Raw genomic sequence first — 18,926 nt, 5'->3', positions numbered from 1 at the left:
GACAGCGAATCTTTCCACATCATGTCCGGTTCGGCGCTATCCGGCCGAGAATGGTCCGGACACCGCGTCGCCAGCGGGACGTGCCCGGATCCGGCTGCGGCAATCGGCCGAGCCAGTCACCTGCATCGGCCGCCTCCACGGACTCGACCGGGTAGACCCGCTCGGCACCGAAGCGGCGCACCGCCTCCTCGACCACCTCGGGCCGGGCGGCCGCGGCGTACCGGCATACCGCCGCCACCGGCGTCTGAAGATCGTCCACGTCACTCGCCAGCAGCACGGTGGCGGCGCCGGCGCGCTCGCATTCGATCAGCACGTCGACGACGTCGCCCTGCAGGTGCTCCGGCCCGCCGGCGCTCTTGCCCGGCACGACGACCGGCCGGTCGGGCCGCAGCGCGTGCCCCGGTCGCAGCGCACCGATTCGCTCGTACCGCATGTTCACCGCGTCCCTTCCAGCAGCTCGTCCACGCCGACGCCACCCAAGACGTCGTCGTACTCCTCCAGCCAGAGCGCGAGCGTGGCCAGACCGCGGATCAGGTGCTGGGCCCGGGTCTGGTTCAACAGGCCCTGCCAGACGTCGAGATCCGCCTCGGCCAGGCCCGGAGCCAGCAGCCGGCGGACCGGCTCCCGGGTGAGCAGGCCGCGGACGTGCGAGGCGGCCTCCACCGACGCCACCCGCCGGGGGTGACGGCGTGGGCGGGGCGTGAGGTCCAGCGCCGTCGGCGACTGTGCCAGTTCGGCGTCGATACCGCGTAGCAGCTCCGGATAGAGCCGTCCGTCGGCATGCTCGGCCGGCGGGATCGCCAAGGCCGCCCGTACCACGTCGTTGTCCAGGAACGGCGTGGCCACGGGCGCGGAGGACGCCATCAACCCGTACGGCGCGAGGCTGATCCCCGGCAGGGTGCGGGTGAGATAGGCCGTGAAGGTGCTGCCGAACGGGTGATCCACCAACGGCTTCGCCACGCTCTCGAAACTGGCTCGGGTACGTTCGGTGAGCTGCGCGACCACCCGCGGATCCAGCACCGCCTCGGCCCCGTTCAGGTACCGCGCCAGCAGGTCGAACCGCTTGTCCAGGACGGGGCGGTCCGTGTCGTCGTCGGGAAACGCCCCGCCGACGAAGAGACCCCCACCGAGGCCGTCCAGAACCGCGCCGGACGTGCCCACCAGCGCGCGGGCCAACGGGACCAGCCAGACGTGGAAGGACGTCTGGTAGTCCACGGATCGGGCGAACATCGCCAGGTCATCGGCGAATCCGTCCCATCGCGGCGGCACCAGCTCGTGTCGCGCCCCGAGCTGTGCGGCCACCTTGGCGGCGACCAACTCCTCCATGACGGTTCCGGTGTCCGAGGACGTGGTCCACGCGGTGACCGGCCGCGCCGACGCCCGCGCCGCGAGCGTGGCCAGTATGCGTGAGTCCCAACCGCCGCTGAGCAGGGGGTTCAAGGCGACCCGGCCACCGAGCTCGGTCACCGACGCCAGCAGCGCCGCACGGACGGCTTCCAGCCCGGAACCGCCCGCTCCGGCGGCACCGACCTCGTGCCCCTCCAGCCACGGCCAGCCTGCTGCGGTGAGCTCGGCACGACCCGAACGGTCGGCCGTCACCCGGCTCCACGGCTGCAGCCGGCGGATGCCTTCGAACGTCGTCCGTCCTTCCAGCGGGGCGCCGGCGGCGAGGATATGGGCCCACGCGTCCCAGTCCGGCCGGAGCCCACCGGCGCGGGTCCGGGCAAGCGGTTCCACGCGGGAGCAGAAATGGACCGCGGTATCCGCGCCGGAGCCGGCGCCGGTGGCCGGTCCGGCCCCGTCCACGTAGATCGGCACCGCGCCTGAGACACCGCTGTGCAGGTGGCCGGAGCCGTCGTCGATGACCAGGGTAAACGCGTCGTGCCGGAGCGCCGCTTCGTCGGCGGTCTCGCCGACCGTCTCCGGCAACGGCACCGGCGACCAGGAGATCGCCGCGCCCTGCTGCCGGGACCACCGCACCGCGCCCGCGTCCGCGCGTAATGCGCCGTCGGGTGTGTCCAGCAATGAACGCACGCCGCCCAGCTGATCTGACATGGCATCCACCCGGGACCGGTCACCCGGCCCCACTCGTCCGCACATTCCAAACGTGCGTCTCGATCGCTCCGCCTGCATGCCTCCCATCCTCCCCTACCGCATGCAGATCTCAATTCCGGCAATGTAATGTCACATTCAAGAAACAGGCCGACGCCGTTCCCTCCGAGTCCACCAGGTACACATGCTGCACACGCCCGACCCGTCCGCGACGCCGGACGCGCACCCGGCATCAGACACCGCTTCGTTCTCCTCGCCCGTCGAGTCGCTGATCGATGCCGCGCTGAACCAACTGAAACACCTCCCGCCACGCTCGTATGAACTCCAGCACAAGGTGGCGAAGCGGGCGCTGGACGCCGCCATGATCGCCGAGGCGGCCGAACGTCGCGGGCTCGACGTGTTGCGACTCAACCGGCAGACCGAGATCATCAGCGACGGCGGGTTCGCCGTAGGTTTCTACCAGAACATGAGTTCCCCTCTCACGGCGCTCGACCGACAGCTGACCAATGACAAGCTGCTCACCAAACGTGCCCTTGCCCACCGCGGGCTGCCGGTAGCCCGCGGCGCAGTGGTCGGCACGTACGCGGACGCGCTGGCGGCCATGGAGCAGATCGGTCCCCCGGTGGTGGTCAAGCCGATCGTCGGCAGCGGCGGCAAGGGGGTGACGGTCGACATCCGGGACGCCGACGAGTTGCGCGCGGCGGCCGAGGACGCGTTGTCCCGCGCCCGCCGGATCCTGGTGGAGGAGATGGTCGCCGGTATCGACCTGCGTGTGATGACCGTAGCCGGCAAGGCGGTGGCCGCCATGCTGCGAGTCCCGGCCAACGTGATCGGCGACGGCACCTCCACCATCCGCGAGCTGATCGATCAGAAGAACGAGCTGCGCTCCAGCAACGCCTACCTGCGCCACTGTCCCATCCTCATCAACTCGTTCACCGAGCATCACCTTTCGCTGCGAGGCATGACGCCGGACAGCGTGCCTGCGGACGGCCGGCGCGTCTTCCTGCATTACAAGGCGAATCTCTCGTCCGGAGGGGACAGTTACGAGCTGATCGACGTGGTGCATCCGGAGATCCTCCGGCTGGCCGAGCGCGCGGCGGCGTGTATCCCCAGCGCGTACCACGCCGGGATCGACGTGCTGCTGGAGCGGTTCGACGCGCCGCCTGACCAGCAGCGTTGCATCCTGTGCGAGATCAATCTCAACAATGAGATGCCGATCCACATCTTCCCGCTGTACGGAGAACCGGTCGACACCGGCGACGAGACCATCGAGGGCTACTTCCTCCGGGCCAGGGAGAGCATCGCGGCGGGTGCCCACCGGCTGGATCTCACCGCTCCTACCGCCGGTGGACCGGGCGGCACACGCTCCGACGACACACGTTCCGACGGAACCGCACTCAGCAGCACGCTCAGCGGCGTCGCCCCGGTGCTTGCCGGCATGCCGCTGGCCGCGCCCGCGGCCGCGGCTTCCACGGTAGGCACGCCCGGAACCGACAGCACCCCCGGCGCCGACGGGACGCCCGGAACCCACGGGACGCCCGGAACCGACCACCACGCTGGAACCGATGGCACCCCCAGAACGGACGGCGGGGAACGCACGCCACGCCGACTCGACCAGCATCATCTCGGTCCGGCGCTGCAGGATGCCGGGCTGGACGAGGTCCGCTTTCAGGGACGGCTGATCCACGGCGTCCGGGACGGCCACGACATCGTTCTGGAGCGGAGCGGGATGACCATGTTCGCCGCGGCGCTCGGCGAGAACGTGCCGGCGATGTACGCGCTGGCGTCGGCGGCTGGACTCCCGGTTCTCCCGTGGGCCCGGTTCCCGCGGGAGAATCTCACCGACGCGCAGACCTTCGTCGCAACCGGACAGGGCCCGTGGAAGGTGCAACCCGCGCTTCGCGAATCCCACATCCGGCGGCGGTTCCGCGTGCGGGACGCCGAGCGGCTCGCCGAGGTGTGGGGACGGCTACAGTCCACCACGCGCGAGGTGTTCCTGGAGCAGGTTCCACGGGGCCTGGCCTGCACCGTCTTGGTGGTGGGCGGGCAAGTGCGCGCGTCCGTACTGCTCACACCGTTCGGTGTCACCGGGGATGGCCGGCAGACCCTGGGCGCACTGATCGAGGAGAAGCTGGCCGCCCGGGCGGAGCATCCGTACCTGCGCCACCTCCCGGTCAAGCCATCGGTCCTCACCGACAAGAACCTGGAGCGCAAGAAGCTGCATCGCGACCACATCCCGGCAGCGGGAAGGGCCGTCTGGCTGGCGCGCTCACCGCTCACCGAGGTGGGTCCGGACACCTTCGGCTTCTCCGGCTGTCCCTATCCCGAGCCGGCCGAGCTGGCCGACCAAGCGCTCCGGTTGATCGGACACCGTTCGGTGGCCAGCGTCACCTGCGTCCGAGACGGTAACGGCGACGATGCAGCATGGGTGGTGCACCGGGTCGACCCCGACCCCGTCCTGGCCCTGTTCGCGTTCCCCTGGGCGGGTGAGACGGGCCCGATCTATTCGACGGTCGCCGATGAGCTCCTCGCAGGCCAGCACTACACGCTGCCACGCTGAGCGTCGTCGTTGAAAGGGGTGGCCGCGATACGCTGCCCGCCGCCAGGCTGACGCCGGTACAGCACAGCCGACGTAGGGTGGTGCCGGCACCGCCGTGCGGCAGACTGGTCGCCTCCGGCGCAGAACCGTCGTGCATAGTGGCGGCACCGAGCGAGCGCTGCGCGCGCTCACAGACTCCAAGGAGGCAGCAACATGGTGGCGGATCTCGCGGTGATCGGGCTCGGCTACGTCGGCCTACCCCTCGCCCAGGAGGCGGCCCGGTCGGGGTTGACCGTGCTCGGCCTCGACATCGACGGCGCCGTCGTCGATGCGTTGAACAGCGGCCGATCGCACGTGGACGATCTCGACGACGCCGACATCGCCGAGATGCTCGCCGCCGGGTTCCGCGCCACGACCGACCCGGACGAGCTCACCTCCGCCGCGGCCATCGTCGTATGCGTGCCCACGCCGCTCTCCGACGAAGGCGGCCCGGACCTGCGCGCGGTGATCTCCGCCAGCGAGGCCGTCGCCGGTCGGCTCCGCCCCGGCATGCTGGTGATCCTGGAGTCCACCACATATCCGGGTACCACGGACGAGGTCGTCCGGCCGCTGCTGGAGCAGACCGGCCTCACCGCCGGCACCGACTTCCACCTGGCCTTCTCGCCGGAGCGCATCGACCCGGGCAACACCACGTTCGGCATGCGGAACACGCCGAAGGTGGTCGGCGGGCACACGGAGGCCTGCACCGCCGCGGCAGCCGCGTTCTACCGTCGTTTCGTCGACACCGTGGTAGAGGCGAAGAGCACGCGCGAGGCGGAGACGGCGAAGCTGCTGGAGAACACCTACCGCCATGTCAACATCGCGCTGGTCAACGAGATGGCGATGTTCTGTCACGAGCTCGACATCGACCTGTGGGACGTGATCCGGCTGGCGTCGAGCAAACCATTCGGATTCCAGCCCTTCTATCCGGGGCCCGGCGTCGGCGGGCACTGCATCCCGATCGACCCGAATTACCTCAGCCACAACGTCCGGGCCCGCCTGGGTTATCCATTCCGCTTCGTGGAGCTGGCCCAGGAGATCAACGCGACGATGCCCACGTACGTCGCTCAGCGCGTGCAGAACATCCTGAACCGGGACCGCAAGGCGGTCAACGGCTCGACGGTGCTGCTGCTGGGCGTCACGTACAAGCGCGACATCGCCGACCAGCGAGAGTCGCCGGCTGTCCCGGTCGCGCGACGGCTCGTCGCCCTGGGTGCCGAGGTCACGTTCCACGACCCCTACGTGCCGCGGTGGCGGGTCGACGACGCCGAGTTGGACCGGGTGCCGGATCTCGAGTCCGCGCTCGCCACGGCCGACGTCGTCGTCGTACTGCAGAACCACCGGGAGTACGACGGCGAGATGATCGCCAAGAACGCGCTGCGCGTCCTGGACACCCGCGGCTTCACCCCGGCATCCGACACCGTCGAACACCTCTGACCCACAACCCCAACCCCAACCGCCGCCACGGCCTAAATGATCATGTGAAGTGGGTTTTCTCCAGCACTACCATGTCTGCAGACCTGGTACGGCACGAGGAAACCCACTTCACATGATCATTTAGGTGGGTGCGTGCGGGGGTGAGGGGCGGGAGCGAGATAGAGTCTGCCGGGTGGACGTCCTTGTACTGACGGTGGTGCACGATCCCGAGGACACCCGGATCCGGCACAAGCAGATCGCCGCGCTCCGCGACGCAGGTCACGCGGTCACCCTGGCGGCGCCGTTCAGCGGATACGCGCGGCCGTTGCCGAGCGATTTCCGCTCCATCGACGTTCCGCGGGCGCACGGGCTGAACCGCCTCGGAGCGCTCCGCGCCGCGCGGAATCTGCTGCGCCGCCGCGCCGCGGACTACGACGTCGTGCTCATGCACGATCCCGAACTCCTGCTCGCCGCGTCCGGCTTGGACCACCCGGGCCTGGTCTGGGACGTGCACGAGGACACCGCCGCGGCGATCGGGATGAAGCCGTGGTTGCCCAGGCCGGCACGTCCGCTGGCCACCGGGCTGATCCGCTACCTGGAGCGCCGGGCGGAGCGCAGGACGACGCTGCTGCTCGCCGAGGAGGGATACGCGCGCCGGTTCCGCGGCGACCATCCCGTCATCCGGAACAGCGCCGCCGAGCCGGAGGAACTCGACGTGCCGGTGGACAACCGCGTCGTCTACCTCGGCCGGATCACGCTGCCACGCGGAGCACGGGAAATGCTCGAACTGGGGCGGCGGCTGGCGCCGGAGATCGAGGTTCACCTGATCGGCAACGCCGACGACGACTGCGCCGACCACGTTCGCGAGGCGCACGACGCCGGGCACGTGCACTGGCACGGCTTCGTCCCGAACGACCAGGCACTGGGCCGGCTGCCGGGCGCCTTGGCCGGCCTGAGCCTGCTGCACGACCAACCCAACTATGCGCACTCGCGGCCCACCAAGATCCTGGAGTACATGGCCTACGGTCTGCCGGTGGTGACCACGCCGAACCCGGCCTCGACGGAGCTCGTGTCCGGTCATGACTGCGGGGTCGTGGTGCCGTTCGGCGACGTCGACGCGGTGGAGGCCGCCGTGCTCAGACTGAGCAGCGACCGCGCCGAGCGGGACCGGCTCGCCGCCGCCGGCCGCAAGGCCGTGACGGAGCACTACAGCTGGGAGGCGGACGCCGGTCTGTTCGTGGAGACGCTGGAGCGCGCCGCCGCCCGCCGCTGAGCACCGGTGGAGACGCGTGTGGTGTGCCGGTGCCACATCACACGTACGGCATATGTGGGGCTGGACGGGTCCACGCCGGGCTGCTCGGACGCTAGATTTGGGACATGGCCGAACCCGAGGTCGTGTGGACGCCAACCCCTGAGAAGATCGCGGCGAGTCGGATCGCTCGCTTCCGTGCATGGCTCCGCTCGGAACACGTCGTCGACGTGGACGATTACGACAGTCTCTGGCGATGGTCGGTCACCGAACCGGCCGCCTTCTGGGCCGCGCTGGCCCGCTACTTCGACGTCGACTTCCACACTCCGCCGACGGACACACTGCCCCGGCGGACCATGCCGGGCACCCGGTGGTTCCCGGAAGCCACGCTCAACTACGCCGAGCATGCGCTCCGCCCAGGCACCGGAAAGGCCGACACGGACGTGGCCGTGGTCTTCCGCCGGGAGGACGGCCGACGCACGCTCACCTACGGTGAGCTCCGTCGTCAGGTGGCCGCCGCGCGGGCGGCACTGCACCGGCTCGGTGTGCGGCGCGGCGACCGCGTCGTCGGCCTGGTTCCGAACTCTCCCGAGACGCTCGTCGCCTTCCTCGCCACGGCGAGCCTAGGCGCGATCTGGTCGTCCTGCTCGCCGGATTTCGGGTTCCGTGCCATCGCCGACCGCTTCCGCCAGCTCGACCCGGTCGTGCTGGTCACCATCGACGGCTACCTCTACAACGGCCGGGAACACCGCATCGACAGCACGGTGGCGCAACTGGAAGACGCGCTGCCGACCCTGCGAGCGACGGTGGTCCTGTCATACCTGACGGACGCGGAGCCGGAGACGGCCGGCCCGCATGCGGCCAGCTCTGACGTGACCAGCTCTGACGTGACCGGCTCAGACGTGACCAGCCCGGATGTACCCAGCCCGGACGTGACCGGCCGTGATGTGACCGGGCCCGCCGAGCGATCCGGGCGAGACCCCGGTGCAGCCGACCTGCGGCGGCTCAGCTGGACTCGATTTCTCGCTCTGGGTGACGGCGCCCACCTGGAGTACGAGCCGGTGCCGTTCGACCACCCGCTCTGGGTGCTGTACTCCTCCGGGACGACGGGTCTGCCGAAGGGCATCGTGCACGGCCACGGCGGCATCACGCTGGAGCACCTCAAGGCGATGGCGCTCCATTTCGACGCCGGCCCGGACGACCGCTTCTTCTGGTTCACCACCACCGGCTGGATGATGTGGAACTTCGTCATCTCCGGACTGCTTGTGGGTGCCACTGTGATGCTCTACGACGGCAGCCCCGCCTACCCGGGCATGCACAGCCTGTGGGAGTACGCCGCCGAGGAACGGGTCACCGTGTTCGGGACGTCGGCACCGTTCGTCCAGGCCTGCATGAAGGACGGGTTGACGCTCGGCCGGTACGAGTTGTCAGCGCTGCGCACCGTCGGTTCCACCGGTGCCCCGCTCTCCGTGGACGGATTCCGCTGGCTGTCGGACAACCTCGGCACGGATGTCCAGATCGCCAGCTTCTCCGGCGGCACCGACCTGTGTACGGGGTTCGTCGGGCCGGCTCCCGATGTCCCGGTGTGGCTGGGCGAACTCTCACGTCCGTCGCTCGGTGCAGCCGTCGCCGCCTACGACGAGTCCGGCCGGCCCGTCGTCGACGAGGTCGGCGAACTCGTCCTGACCGAGCCGATGCCTTCGATGCCGGTCTCGTTCTGGAACGACGACGACGGCTCCCGGCTACGCGAGGCGTACTTCGAGCAGTACCCGGGTGTGTGGCGGCATGGGGACTGGATCACCATCACGCACCGCGGCTCCGCGATCATCCATGGCCGCAGTGACTCCACCCTGAACCGCGGCGGGGTCCGGATGGGGACCGCGGAGTTCTACCGCGTGGTCGAAGGGCATCCCGCCGTGCTCGACTCGCTCGTGATCGATACGTCTGGAGATGCCGCCGACGGCAACGGCGAACTGCTGTGTTTCCTGGTGCTGGGCGCGTCCGCGGAAGCCGACGAGGTGACGGCGGAACTCCGCCGGACACTACGGGAGGAGCTGTCGCCGCGGCACGTGCCGGACCGCTTCGTCGTCGTCGACGATATCCCTCGCACGCTCAACGGCAAGAAGTGTGAAGTCCCGGTGAAACGGATCCTCGCCGGCACTGCACCGGAGAAGGCGGTCAGCCGCGAGGCACTCCGCAACCCGGACTCGTTGGGGCCGTTCCTCCGCCTGGCCGGTCGCGGCGACACACCCGCTTGAGGTGCTGCACGCGGCATCTTGCCGCCGACGCGTCGGGTGCCGCGACCCGGGCCGTCACGAAGAGCTGCCGACCCCCACCACCCGGGCGACGCGGCGCCGCGCCGACGCGAGCCGCCGGGCAAACCGATACGAGCGGCTGCCGAGTATGCGTTGCAGCCGGCCCTCCACGTGAGCCAGCCGGGCCTCCGACGCCGCCAGACGTGTGTGTAACTCATCGATCTCAGCGCGCATGCGGTTCACCTCGCTCGCACTTGCGTCCGTACGACGTGCGTTCTGCCGAGGCAACGGCGCCGGCGGCGGAGTGTCCAACCGACTGCTCGATTCCCGCCTCGGACGGTACACGCGTGTGGTCTCCGGGCTCATCTCGATGCCGTAGTCAATCTCACCTTGGCGCACGGGCGAGACAATACGCAAGACCATCACAGATTGTGAACACTTTGGTCACACTCTGAGACAGCCCCAGGTCACAGCGTTGACATCGTCGCTGGCTCGGTCACACGCGGGTTGACAACCCGAGGCCGCGGGCAACCGCATGCGCAGCCGCATCCGAGCCGGCATCGCGCTACATGTCGTCCAGTGTGAACGCGTCCTCGCCCACCTCGAGGAACTTGCTGTATGCGGCGATGACCTCTTCCGGCTCACCCTGCATCATGACCTGACCCTTGTGCAGCCACAGGCACTGCGAGCACAACCGCTTGATGCTCCGCATGGAGTGACTGACCAGGAACATCGTGCCCGCGTTGTCGGCGACCTCGCGCATCTTGCGGGCGGCCTTCTGCTTGAACTTCGCGTCCCCGGTCGACAGGGCCTCGTCGATCAGCAGGATGTCGGGGTTGAGATGGACGGCGACGGAGAACGCCAGGCGGCTGTACATGCCGGACGAATAGGTCCGCATCGGCATATCGATGAACTCGCCGAGCTCCGCGAACTCGGCGATCTCGTCATAGCGTTCGTTCAGCTCGGCGTGGGTCATCCCCGCCGCCAGCCCGCCCAGGATGACGTTCTCTCGCCCGGAGAGCTTCCGGTTGAAGCCGACACCCAGTGCCAGCAGAGTACTGACCCGGCCGTGCACTTCGATCCGCCCCTCGCTGGGCGGCAGGATACCCGCGATCGCACGCATCAGGCTGGACTTGCCGGCGCCGTTCGAGCCGATGATCCCGATGCTGGTGCCGTGATCGACCTCGAACGAGACGTCGGTCAGCGCCTTGACCTCGTGCACCTCACGTTTCCCCCGGCCGACGCGGCGCAGCGCGGACTTGAACGTCGGAACCTTCTCGAACGTGGTCCGGTACATCACCGAAAGGTTCTCGACCCGGACCGCCGGGTCCGAGGTGGTGGTATCGGTGTCGGTGTCGGTCACAGTCTTGGCCTCAGAGACGGACGGCAAATTCGCGCTCCCTCGACATGAAGAACAACGCCCCCGTGACGAGCGCAACGACGGACCAGCTGGAGGCGGCGATCCACCATGATGCCTCCGGGATGTGGCCCTGGACGAGCAGCTCGCTCCATCCACCCACCATGGAATACAACGGGTTCGCGTGCAGCACCCACTCCGGGATCCCAGCATCGTTCAGCGTATTGATCGGATCATCCGGATACCACAGGATCGGCGACATGTAGAGCCAGATCCGCACCATGTACGGGAGGAAGCTTCCGATATCACGGAAGTAGACCTGCATGGTCGCGAAGATCATCGCCATGCCGGCGGCGAACATCCCCAGCATGAGGAAGAAGGCCGGGGCGATGATCACTTCCCAATGCAGCGGCCGTCCGAAGCCCAACAGGATGACGAAGAAGACGACCAGCGTGGGCAGGAACTTGACGAAGGCCGTCCGCACCTCGGCCAACGGCAGCAACAACCGCGGGAAGGACATGTTCAGCAGCAGTTTGCCGCCGCCTACCACGCTGGACGCCCCTTGCCGCACACATCCGGCGAAGAAGATGTGGTAGACGAACAGCCCAGCACACAGATGGACGAACCGTTCCACGTTCGCGTCGAACGAGTTGCCCCGTCCTCGGATGATCATCACCAGCAGGAAGTAGACACACGCCAGGAAGAGCGGGTTGAGGACCTGCCAGATCTGACCGAAGAAGGTGTTGACGTTGTCGGCTCGGATGCTTGCGCGCGACATCTCGGTGGCGAACGGCTTGCGCTGCCAGAGCGCCTTGAAGTACGGCCTCAGCCGAGGCAGCCCGTTGCGGTGCGGCTCATAGATGTGCACCGACGAGGTGAACTCCTCATCGAGCCGAGTGGCATTCATCTCAGACTTGCCTTTCCACTACGTCCATCTCCTGCACAGCGCAGAGCCACCGAATCGCGCATCGGATCAAGGGTAGACGACTGCGGCCGTCACCGCCGACGTGCCTCGCGCCGCCCGGACTCTCAACGGCCGGAACCCGGCCCAGACCGCGAGGTCGAGCGCCCCTGCCGGCGAGCGCCCGTGAGGAACCCCACGCCCCAGCTCATGTGGATCGTGGCGAGCACCGTCGGTAGCCAGGCCTGAGCGCGCGCCGGCAGACCACGCCCGACCGCCAGCCCACCGAGGACGACGCCGGCCCCGTATCCAGCGGGCGCCAGCCACCCCAGCGCCAACCAGCCCGGTGCGCCCGCCGCAGCGGCGACACCGGCCGCGCTGCCCAGGACCACCGCCACGACCACAGCCGGAGCGGCGAGGTACCGCAGGCTAGCCGTCTCCGGGTAGGTACGGACCACCTCGCGGCGCCACTGTCCGGTGCGCAGAAACTGCCGGGCCAGCGTTTTGAGATTCGGGCGCGGCCGATAGGTCACCTTCAGGTCTGGAGTGAACCACACCCGCTCCCCGGCACCTCGGATCCGGTAATTGAGCTCCCAATCCTGGGCACGGACGAAATGCTCATCGAAGCCGCCGAGCCGGTCGAGCACCTCCTTGCGGAAGACGCCCAGGTAGACGGTGTCCGCCGGGCCGGCAGGCCCGCCGACATGGAACCGCCCGCCGCCGAGTCCCAGCTTTGAGCAGTAGGCGCGCGCCACCGCCCGCTCGAAGTCCGTGGTGCCCTCGGCATGCATGATGCCGCCGACGTTGGCGGCACCCGTCTCGCGCAGGACTTCCACCGCCCGGTGGATGTACCCCGGACTGAGGATGCCGTGCCCGTCGACCCGCACGACGATGCCGTGGCGTGCCGCATCCAGACCGGCGTTCAACCCGGCTGGAGTCTTTCCGGCCGGGTTGTCGACCAGCCGGATCCTGGGGTCCGCGCCGGCCAGTTCCGCGGCGACCTCGGCAGTGCGGTCCACGGACGGCCCGACCGCGAGGATCACTTCCAGCTCACCCGGGTAACGCTGCGCCAGCACCCCGGCCACCGCGTCGGCCAGGTGCCGCTCCTCGTCACGCACCGGCATGATCACCGACACGCCCGGCCACGCCTGTTCCGCGGTACCGGCTTCCGCGGATCGGTCCGCGACATCGCGGTCGCCTCGGTCCGGTCGGTGCAGGTCCGCGCTGCCCGCTGCGCTCGAGGGCTCAGTCGACGGATTCGGAGATGCAGTGTCCATGTCGGCGAGCACACTACCTCGCCGGCCGCACCATGTCGCAGCCGGACCCGTGCGGCCGACTATCCGTAGGAGCACGCCGACGACACACCGACCGGGTCGCCGTCCGTGTCATCGCCTCCGCCATCACCGGCGTCGTCGTCCGTTCCGCCGTTCCCGCCGTCGTCGGGGGTGGAATCCGCCGCGTCGCCCTGCCCTTCACCGTCCGCCGGGGCGCCACCATCACCGTTATCCGCGTCCGCGTCCGCCTCCGCCGGCTGCTCGGCGCTCTGAGTCGTACCGTCACCCATCGTCTGCGGCGTGCTCTCGTCCCGCCCGGCGCCGGAGAGCAGGGCTGCGGTCTCGTCGGCGATCCGGGAGAAGTCCGGGTCGGCCGGGACGATCAGGGGCGGCACCAACTGCAGCGACATGAGCTCCTGGCCCTTGGCGTCGAATGCCAGATCGACCAGCTTGGTGAGATCCTGCCGCGGGATGTCCGTTTGCACCATGTTCGACGACGCCTCGGCGAGATCGAGGAAGTTCATCAGCACCGACGACGGGTCCGCCTCATTGAACAGCGCGCCGATGACACACATCTGGCGCTCCATCCGGTCATAGTCGGATGTGGACTCCCTGGAGCGTGCGTACCAGAGCGCATGGTAACCGTCGAGCTCCTGCACACCCGGCTCCAGCACCCGGCCCTTCTCCCCGATCGGCAACTCCTCGTTGACCTCGACCGTGATACCACCGAGAGCGTCGATGAGGTCGCGGAAGCCCATCAGATCGACCGCCACGTAGTAGTGGATCTTGATGCCCAGCGTGCCTTCGATCGCCTGTTTGACCGCGGTGGGCCCCGGACCCGAGGGACCCTCGAACAGCTCCGGGTTCTCCTCCCCGTAGGTCCAGGTCGCGTTGAGCAGGTAGTCGGAGCGGTCGCCTTCACCGCTGAACCCCTGCGGGAACTGGTCGGCCGCCGGCGTACCGCTCGGAAAACGCGCGTTCTCCAGATTGCGCGGCAGGCTGATCAGCGCCGGCTCGCCGGTCAGCACGTCGATAGAGACGACGTGGATGCTGTCCGGTCGTACGCCGTCGCGTCCGTCACCGGAATCGGCTCCGAGCAGCGCGATGTTGAGCCGGCCGTCACTGGCCGCGGCGACCTCACCGGACGGGAACATCCGGACCACCAGGTCGTGTGCGGCCTCGGCGTAGCGCGCGGCGACGACGAACGGGGTCGAGACCATCGCGCCGAGTGCCACGGTGGCACCCACCATGATCAGGCGGTGCCTGCGGTTCAGCCCGGGTGGGTGACCAAGCCGCCAAGCGTCGATGAGGATCACCACCCAGGCCAGCGCCAACGCAAAGGCGAGCATGCGCACCGTGCTGAGGATCCACGGCTGGACGGCCAGTTTCGCGATGTCATTGGTCGACATCGTGGTCGCCACCAACAGGGCGATCACGAGCACCACGCCCCAGGTCGACAGGGCGATCTTGCCGAGACGACGGTTACCGCAGATCAGCTGTGCGCTGCCGGGAGCCAGCACGGAGATGCCAACCAGGGTGAGCGAGCGCCGGAAACGCGTGGCCTCGGCTCGCTCCTGGCGACGCGCACGGGCACTCTGTACTCGCCGCTGGGGCCTTGCGGGACGGGACGAAGCGGATGGACGGCGCGGACGGCGGGACTGACCTCTCCCTCGTGCCGTAGGCGCCATTCCGCGTCCCCCATGACCATGTCACTTCGACGCCCCCGTAGCGCCGACGTGGCCAGTATCACCACAGCGAACGGCCCACATGCGGACGACTCGCCGAGTGCACTGGCGTACCTGCTGTCACATCAGTCACACGACCTTATGCCAGCCGGCGGACTCGTCACGACCCTTACCGTTGCCGTGACTTGCAGAGAACTATATCGTCACAGTTTCGCGGCGACGCTTAACGTGACCGCGTGTCGTGGTTCAACGTGGAAGGCGGACACATACGCACAAGGGGCCACATCTGGGCGGGAAGCAGGTACCGTTCCTGTTGTGAGCGACCAGTACCAGCAGGACCCGCAGGCCGGCGGGAACCCGAAGTCGGGGCCGGTCAAGGTCAGCACGTACTCGCATGGCAACGTCCCAGGCGTGTCTTACCGCGGTGGCTACGCACACAGTCCGCGCGAGGACGAGGAGCAACCGGCACCCGCGGCCGCTGCCCCCCGCCAGCGCGCGCAGCCGGCCGGCGGAACTCGCGTGATGCCTGCTGAGCGCCCCGGCGGCTCTCCACCGCCCGCCCAGCCACGGCCGCCGCGGGGCGGCGGTGGACGCCCGAAGAAGCGCCGGTCCGGATTCGGGCGGTTCCTGCGGTGGTTCCTCGCCGTGGTCCTGATCATCGTCATCGCACTGGTCGGTCTCGCCTGGTACGCGTGGTCGCGCATCGACAAGGTGGATGCCGTGCCGGATGACCACGGTTCCGCCGTCTCCGACGGACGTGTCTTCCTCGTCGTCGGGTCCGACAGCCGAAGCGATCTCAGCGACGAGGAGCGCAGCGAGCTGGGTACCGGCACCGCAGAGGGTCAGCGCGCGGACACCATCATGCTGCTGCATGTGCCGTCCGGCGGCCGGCCCGCGCTCATCAGCATCCCGCGAGACTCGGTCGTCGACATTCCGGGTGAAGGTTCCCAGCGGATCAACGCCGCCTATGCGTTCGGCGGCCCGGCGCTCCTGGTCGAAACGGTGGAAGCCAACACGGGCGTGGCCGTCGACGACTACGTCGAGATCGGCTTCGGCGGCTTCGCCGATATCGTCGACGCACTCGGCGGCGTCGAGATGTGCCTGGATGAGGCGATCGAGGACGAGAAGGCGCACATCGACCTTCCGGCCGGTTGTCAGGAACTCGGCGGCACCGACGCCCTGGGTTATGCACGCGCCCGGTACTTCGACCCGCGCGCCGACCTGGGCCGGGTGGAACGTCAACGGGAGCTGATGTCCGCGATCGCGGACGAGGCGATGTCCCCGGGCACGCTGCTCAACCCGATCGAGTTCTCCCGCGCCGCGCTGTCCGGCGGCAATGCCCTCGTGCTGGACGAGGGCACAGGGCCGCTGGACATGTTGACCTTCATCAGGTCGATGACCAAGGTCACCGGCGACTCGGGCGATACTCTGACGGTTCCGATCGGGAGCGCGGGCAACACGGTGGCATGGGACGAGGCCGCTGCCGGCGAGCTGTGGACGGCGTTGCGCGAGGGTTCCGAGGTGCCTTCACACCTGCTCGAGGAGTGACCACGGGCGGGCGCGCACTCATCGCCATTGACGTTTCAACGCGGTCATGCGTTCGGCGCACCCTTCGGCCGGACCGAACGACACCGCCACATGGCCGGCGCCCGCCTCACCGAGTTCAGCGATCTCCGACGCCGCGTCTTCCGGACGTGTCCGGCCATCCATGCTGATCCGCGTACCCACGTCGATCGGCCGATCCGTTCGCGTACGCAGCGCGGCGACACGAGCGCGGAACCCGGCCACGTCCAGACCGACACCCTGCCAGACGTCCGCGTATGCGGCGGCCCGCCGCAGCGCGACGTCTGACGTGCCGCCCACCATGATCGGCACCGGCGCAGTCGGCTGAGGTGCGAACACGCCGATCTCGAAGCCATACGTCGGGCCATCGAACGGCCCCTTGCCGACGGCGTGCAGGTGCCGGATCAGTCGCAGCGCCTCGTCGGCACGCGCGCCACGGCCCCGGAACTCGGCGCCCAGAGCAGCGAACTCGGCCGCATCCCAGCCGGTGCCCACGCCGAGGATCATCCGTCCTGGAGCCAGCCGCTCGACCGTGGAGACCTGTTTGGCCAACAGGAACGGATCCCGCAACGGCAGGATAAGCACCGACGTACCGAATCGGACGCGACGGGTCGAAGCGGCGACGGCTGCCAGCATCACCAGTGGCTCGTACACACCCCCGTAGGTGCGGCCGTAGGGTCCGGGTGGCAGAAGGTGGTCGGGAAGCCACACGGCCTCATACCCCAGATCCTCCGCGTGCCGGGCAAGCTCGACGATACGTTCCGGGCCGATGTCGACGGACTCGTTCGGCAGCACGGCGTGCAGACGGGGTGGGTGCGCTGCAGCTCTCTCCTCCGGTTGCCTGGAATCGGTGCTGCTGCGTCCCTGCGCCGGATCTCGTATGTCCTGTGCCATGGTCAGCACGGTAGGGCTTCACATGGGTGTCAAGGTCAACGTGAGTCACGTCACCGTGGGCCTGCGACGAGAGTGTCAGCCGTGCCGGACGCTGAATTCAGCCAAGCCTTCTACTGGCTCTTCGTGCGCCTCCACCCGTTGCACTTGCGCCGCCGGTGGACCGTGACGCGCCCAGGAGATCATCGTGTCGACGCTGTCCACCGTGCCTTCGAAAACCGCCTCCACCGCCCCGTCCGGCCGGTTGCGGACCCATCCATTGACTCCGTTGCGGTGAGCTTCCCGGCGGCAGTTATCGCGGAAGAACACGCCCTGAACGGCGCCGTGGACCACCACGCGTCTGCGGATCATCGAGGCGTTCATACTGCCCAGCGTGCATCAACGACGCGAGTTGTCGCCACAGCCCGTACTTCACCGCCGACCACCGCCTGCGGCGGACATCTGCCCACAGAAGCCCGCAGGCACTGGCGGGCCGAGGTGTACGTCCCGCCGGGTGTCGCGGTGCAGTCCGGTGGTCGGGAACGACGCACGGCCGGTACCCGGTGCAGGTGGGTTCACCTGGACCGGGTGCCGGCTCGACGTCTGAGGTTGTTGGACTGTGTTGCACGGCGCATCTGTCGAAGAGCTCACGACCTGCGATGGCCACCTTCGGTGTGGGGTGGGGGTTGGTGGTCGTGTCGGGGTCGGGTGTTGCGTCTGGGGGTGCGATCCGGGTCCACCCACGGGGGCGGGATGAATTCCGGGTGCCCGTCGGTGCCGAGGCGGACCTCCCAGCCGCCGTGGTGGACCACACGGTGGTGGTACGTACAGACCAGGACGAGATTCTCCAGGTCCGTCGGACCACCGTCGGCCCAATGGACGATGTGATGCGCTTGGGTCCAGGCCGGGGGTCGGGTGCAGCCGGGGAAGGCGCAGCCGCGGTCGCGGGCGATGAGGGCGGTGTAGATGCCGGGAGTGACCAGACGTTCGGCGCGTCCGACGCGCAGGGGGACGCCGTGCTGATCCACCAGGACGGTGGTGATGTCGGCGTCGCAGGCCAGACGGCGTAGCGCCTCCGACGAGATCGGTCCGCCGTGGGTGAGCTCGGCCGGGGCGACACCGAAGCGTCGGGCCCAGGTGTCCTGGAGCCACCGCGGGGGTGTGTCCTGGTGCGTACAGCCACCCGCGGTGAACACCCCACCCTCCCCGACAGCGCCGTTGTCACTGCCGTCGCCGTGGGCGCCGTCCACATGGGCGCTGTCGGGGCAGCCGTCGGTGTCGCTGGTGTGGTCGAGCAGGGTGTTCAGGTTGGCGAGCAGGAGGAGTTGGGTGGGGTGGCCGTGGCGGGTGGGCAGGGTGTCGGTGGCCAGGGCACGGCGGGCGAGTTCGGTCAACGCATCGGCCAGGCGCTGCTCCGCGGCGCGCTGGTCTTTCTCGCCGTCCTCGCCCGGTTCGGGCACGGCGAGCGGGTCCAGTGCGCTGCGCACGATCGCCGCGGCCTCGGTGCCCAGCAGCCCGGTGATGCGCACGGTGCCGTCTCCCCGGTCACAGATGCGCAGCGACCGTTTGCGCTGGGCGCGTTCGTCGCGGTCTTCCAGACTGTCGCTGGTGAGCACGTGCAGCAGGTGATCGGCCAGGCGCTGCAGCGTGGCCGGGTCGTACTCGCGGGCGAACGCGGCCAGGTCGTCCTCCGCCCGGGCGGCGTCGTCGGCGGGGATGTCGGTGG

Annotated in this window: 15 protein-coding genes; 5 read left to right on the top strand and 10 right to left on the bottom strand. The window is 68.9% G+C overall.

Going from position 1 to position 18,926, the window contains the following annotated elements:
• Positions 1 to 19: 19 nt before the first annotated feature.
• Together G1H10_RS28350 and G1H10_RS28345 are read right to left on the bottom strand one after the other, a co-directional pair.
• Entirely contained in the window at positions 20 to 433 is a 414-nt protein-coding gene (locus tag G1H10_RS28350) for a hypothetical protein (protein WP_163744325.1), read from the bottom strand.
• A 2-nt stretch (positions 434 to 435) separates the two neighbouring features.
• Positions 436 to 2,055 carry an asparagine synthase-related protein gene (locus G1H10_RS28345; protein WP_163744323.1) on the bottom strand — a complete coding sequence of 540 codons (1,620 nt, stop codon included), beginning with the start codon at positions 2,053 to 2,055 and terminating at the stop codon, positions 436 to 438.
• 181 nt (positions 2,056 to 2,236) lie between these two features.
• Between G1H10_RS28345 and G1H10_RS28340 the strand changes: the two genes are divergently transcribed.
• The 4 genes from G1H10_RS28340 (at position 2,237) to G1H10_RS28325 (ending at position 9,553) form a co-directional block, all read left to right on the top strand.
• Positions 2,237 to 4,612: an ATP-binding protein gene (locus tag G1H10_RS28340; RefSeq protein WP_163744321.1), complete on the top strand. Its 2,376-nt coding sequence runs from the start codon at positions 2,237 to 2,239 to the stop codon at positions 4,610 to 4,612.
• A 192-nt stretch (positions 4,613 to 4,804) separates the two neighbouring features.
• The gene (locus G1H10_RS28335) at positions 4,805 to 6,067 is read left to right on the top strand and encodes a nucleotide sugar dehydrogenase (RefSeq protein WP_163744319.1); all 1,263 of its coding nucleotides are present in this window, start codon (positions 4,805 to 4,807) and stop codon (positions 6,065 to 6,067) included.
• A gap of 172 nt (positions 6,068 to 6,239) precedes the next feature.
• On the top strand, positions 6,240 to 7,319 hold the full coding sequence (locus G1H10_RS33515) for a glycosyltransferase (RefSeq protein ID WP_163744317.1): 1,080 nt from the start codon (positions 6,240 to 6,242) through the stop codon (positions 7,317 to 7,319).
• Positions 7,320 to 7,423: 104 nt separating this feature from the next.
• Entirely contained in the window at positions 7,424 to 9,553 is a 2,130-nt protein-coding gene (locus tag G1H10_RS28325; protein WP_163744315.1) for an acetoacetate--CoA ligase, read from the top strand.
• Between the two features lie 54 nt (positions 9,554 to 9,607).
• Here the strand turns inward: G1H10_RS28325 and G1H10_RS28320 are convergent, their stop codons facing one another.
• The 5 genes from G1H10_RS28320 to G1H10_RS28300 all read right to left on the bottom strand — a co-directional run bounded on the left by G1H10_RS28320 (position 9,608) and on the right by G1H10_RS28300 (position 14,602).
• The gene (locus G1H10_RS28320; protein WP_163744313.1) at positions 9,608 to 9,784 is read right to left on the bottom strand and encodes a hypothetical protein; all 177 of its coding nucleotides are present in this window, start codon (positions 9,782 to 9,784) and stop codon (positions 9,608 to 9,610) included.
• Between the two features lie 331 nt (positions 9,785 to 10,115).
• Positions 10,116 to 10,913: an ABC transporter ATP-binding protein gene (locus G1H10_RS28315; protein WP_216853750.1), complete on the bottom strand. Its 798-nt coding sequence runs from the start codon at positions 10,911 to 10,913 to the stop codon at positions 10,116 to 10,118.
• 10 nt (positions 10,914 to 10,923) lie between these two features.
• The gene (locus tag G1H10_RS28310) at positions 10,924 to 11,814 is read right to left on the bottom strand and encodes an ABC transporter permease (RefSeq protein ID WP_163744311.1); all 891 of its coding nucleotides are present in this window, start codon (positions 11,812 to 11,814) and stop codon (positions 10,924 to 10,926) included.
• Positions 11,815 to 11,936: 122 nt separating this feature from the next.
• A complete protein-coding gene (locus G1H10_RS28305; protein ID WP_163744309.1) occupies positions 11,937 to 13,085 on the bottom strand; it encodes a glycosyltransferase family 2 protein in 1,149 nt (382 codons plus the stop codon).
• Between the two features lie 59 nt (positions 13,086 to 13,144).
• Positions 13,145 to 14,602, bottom strand: a complete 1,458-nt coding sequence (locus tag G1H10_RS28300) for an LCP family protein (protein WP_163744307.1) — start codon at positions 14,600 to 14,602, stop codon at positions 13,145 to 13,147.
• A gap of 480 nt (positions 14,603 to 15,082) precedes the next feature.
• On the opposite strand from G1H10_RS28300, the gene G1H10_RS33510 reads away from it, so the two are divergent.
• Positions 15,083 to 16,315, top strand: a complete 1,233-nt coding sequence (locus G1H10_RS33510) for an LCP family protein (RefSeq protein WP_216853749.1) — start codon at positions 15,083 to 15,085, stop codon at positions 16,313 to 16,315.
• A gap of 18 nt (positions 16,316 to 16,333) precedes the next feature.
• On the opposite strand, the gene G1H10_RS28290 is transcribed toward G1H10_RS33510, so the two are convergent.
• The 3 genes from G1H10_RS28290 to G1H10_RS28280 form a co-directional block, all read right to left on the bottom strand.
• A complete protein-coding gene (locus G1H10_RS28290; protein ID WP_163744305.1) occupies positions 16,334 to 17,224 on the bottom strand; it encodes a TIGR03619 family F420-dependent LLM class oxidoreductase in 891 nt (296 codons plus the stop codon).
• A gap of 75 nt (positions 17,225 to 17,299) precedes the next feature.
• A complete protein-coding gene (locus G1H10_RS28285; protein WP_216853748.1) occupies positions 17,300 to 17,584 on the bottom strand; it encodes an acylphosphatase in 285 nt (94 codons plus the stop codon).
• A gap of 263 nt (positions 17,585 to 17,847) precedes the next feature.
• The coding region (locus G1H10_RS28280) for an HNH endonuclease signature motif containing protein (RefSeq protein WP_216853747.1) at positions 17,848 to 18,926 on the bottom strand (1,079 nt) is incomplete at its 5' end.

This window comes from Phytoactinopolyspora halotolerans, assembly GCF_010550675.1.
GTDB classification, from domain to species: Bacteria; Actinomycetota; Actinomycetes; order Jiangellales; family Jiangellaceae; genus Phytoactinopolyspora; species Phytoactinopolyspora halotolerans.
The sequence above is the reverse complement of the archived record's forward strand: the minus strand, read 5'-3'. Positions and strand labels throughout refer to the sequence as shown.

What these genes read in the sequence shown, in the direction of transcription:
- G1H10_RS28345 (WP_163744323.1), bottom strand. Translation starts at nt 2,055, where the DNA reads ATGTCAGATCAGCTGGGCGGCGTGCGTTCATTGCTGGACACACCCGAC.
- G1H10_RS28325 (WP_163744315.1), top strand. Translation starts at nt 7,424, where the DNA reads ATGGCCGAACCCGAGGTCGTGTGGACGCCAACCCCTGAGAAGATCGCG.
- G1H10_RS28340 (WP_163744321.1), top strand. Translation starts at nt 2,237, where the DNA reads ATGCTGCACACGCCCGACCCGTCCGCGACGCCGGACGCGCACCCGGCA.
- G1H10_RS28305 (WP_163744309.1), bottom strand. Translation starts at nt 13,085, where the DNA reads ATGGACACTGCATCTCCGAATCCGTCGACTGAGCCCTCGAGCGCAGCG.
- G1H10_RS28310 (WP_163744311.1), bottom strand. Translation starts at nt 11,814, where the DNA reads ATGAATGCCACTCGGCTCGATGAGGAGTTCACCTCGTCGGTGCACATC.
- G1H10_RS28290 (WP_163744305.1), bottom strand. Translation starts at nt 17,224, where the DNA reads ATGGCACAGGACATACGAGATCCGGCGCAGGGACGCAGCAGCACCGAT.
- G1H10_RS28320 (WP_163744313.1), bottom strand. Translation starts at nt 9,784, where the DNA reads ATGCGCGCTGAGATCGATGAGTTACACACACGTCTGGCGGCGTCGGAG.
- G1H10_RS28335 (WP_163744319.1), top strand. Translation starts at nt 4,805, where the DNA reads ATGGTGGCGGATCTCGCGGTGATCGGGCTCGGCTACGTCGGCCTACCC.
- G1H10_RS28285 (WP_216853748.1), bottom strand. Translation starts at nt 17,584, where the DNA reads ATGAACGCCTCGATGATCCGCAGACGCGTGGTGGTCCACGGCGCCGTT.
- G1H10_RS28350 (WP_163744325.1), bottom strand. Translation starts at nt 433, where the DNA reads ATGCGGTACGAGCGAATCGGTGCGCTGCGACCGGGGCACGCGCTGCGG.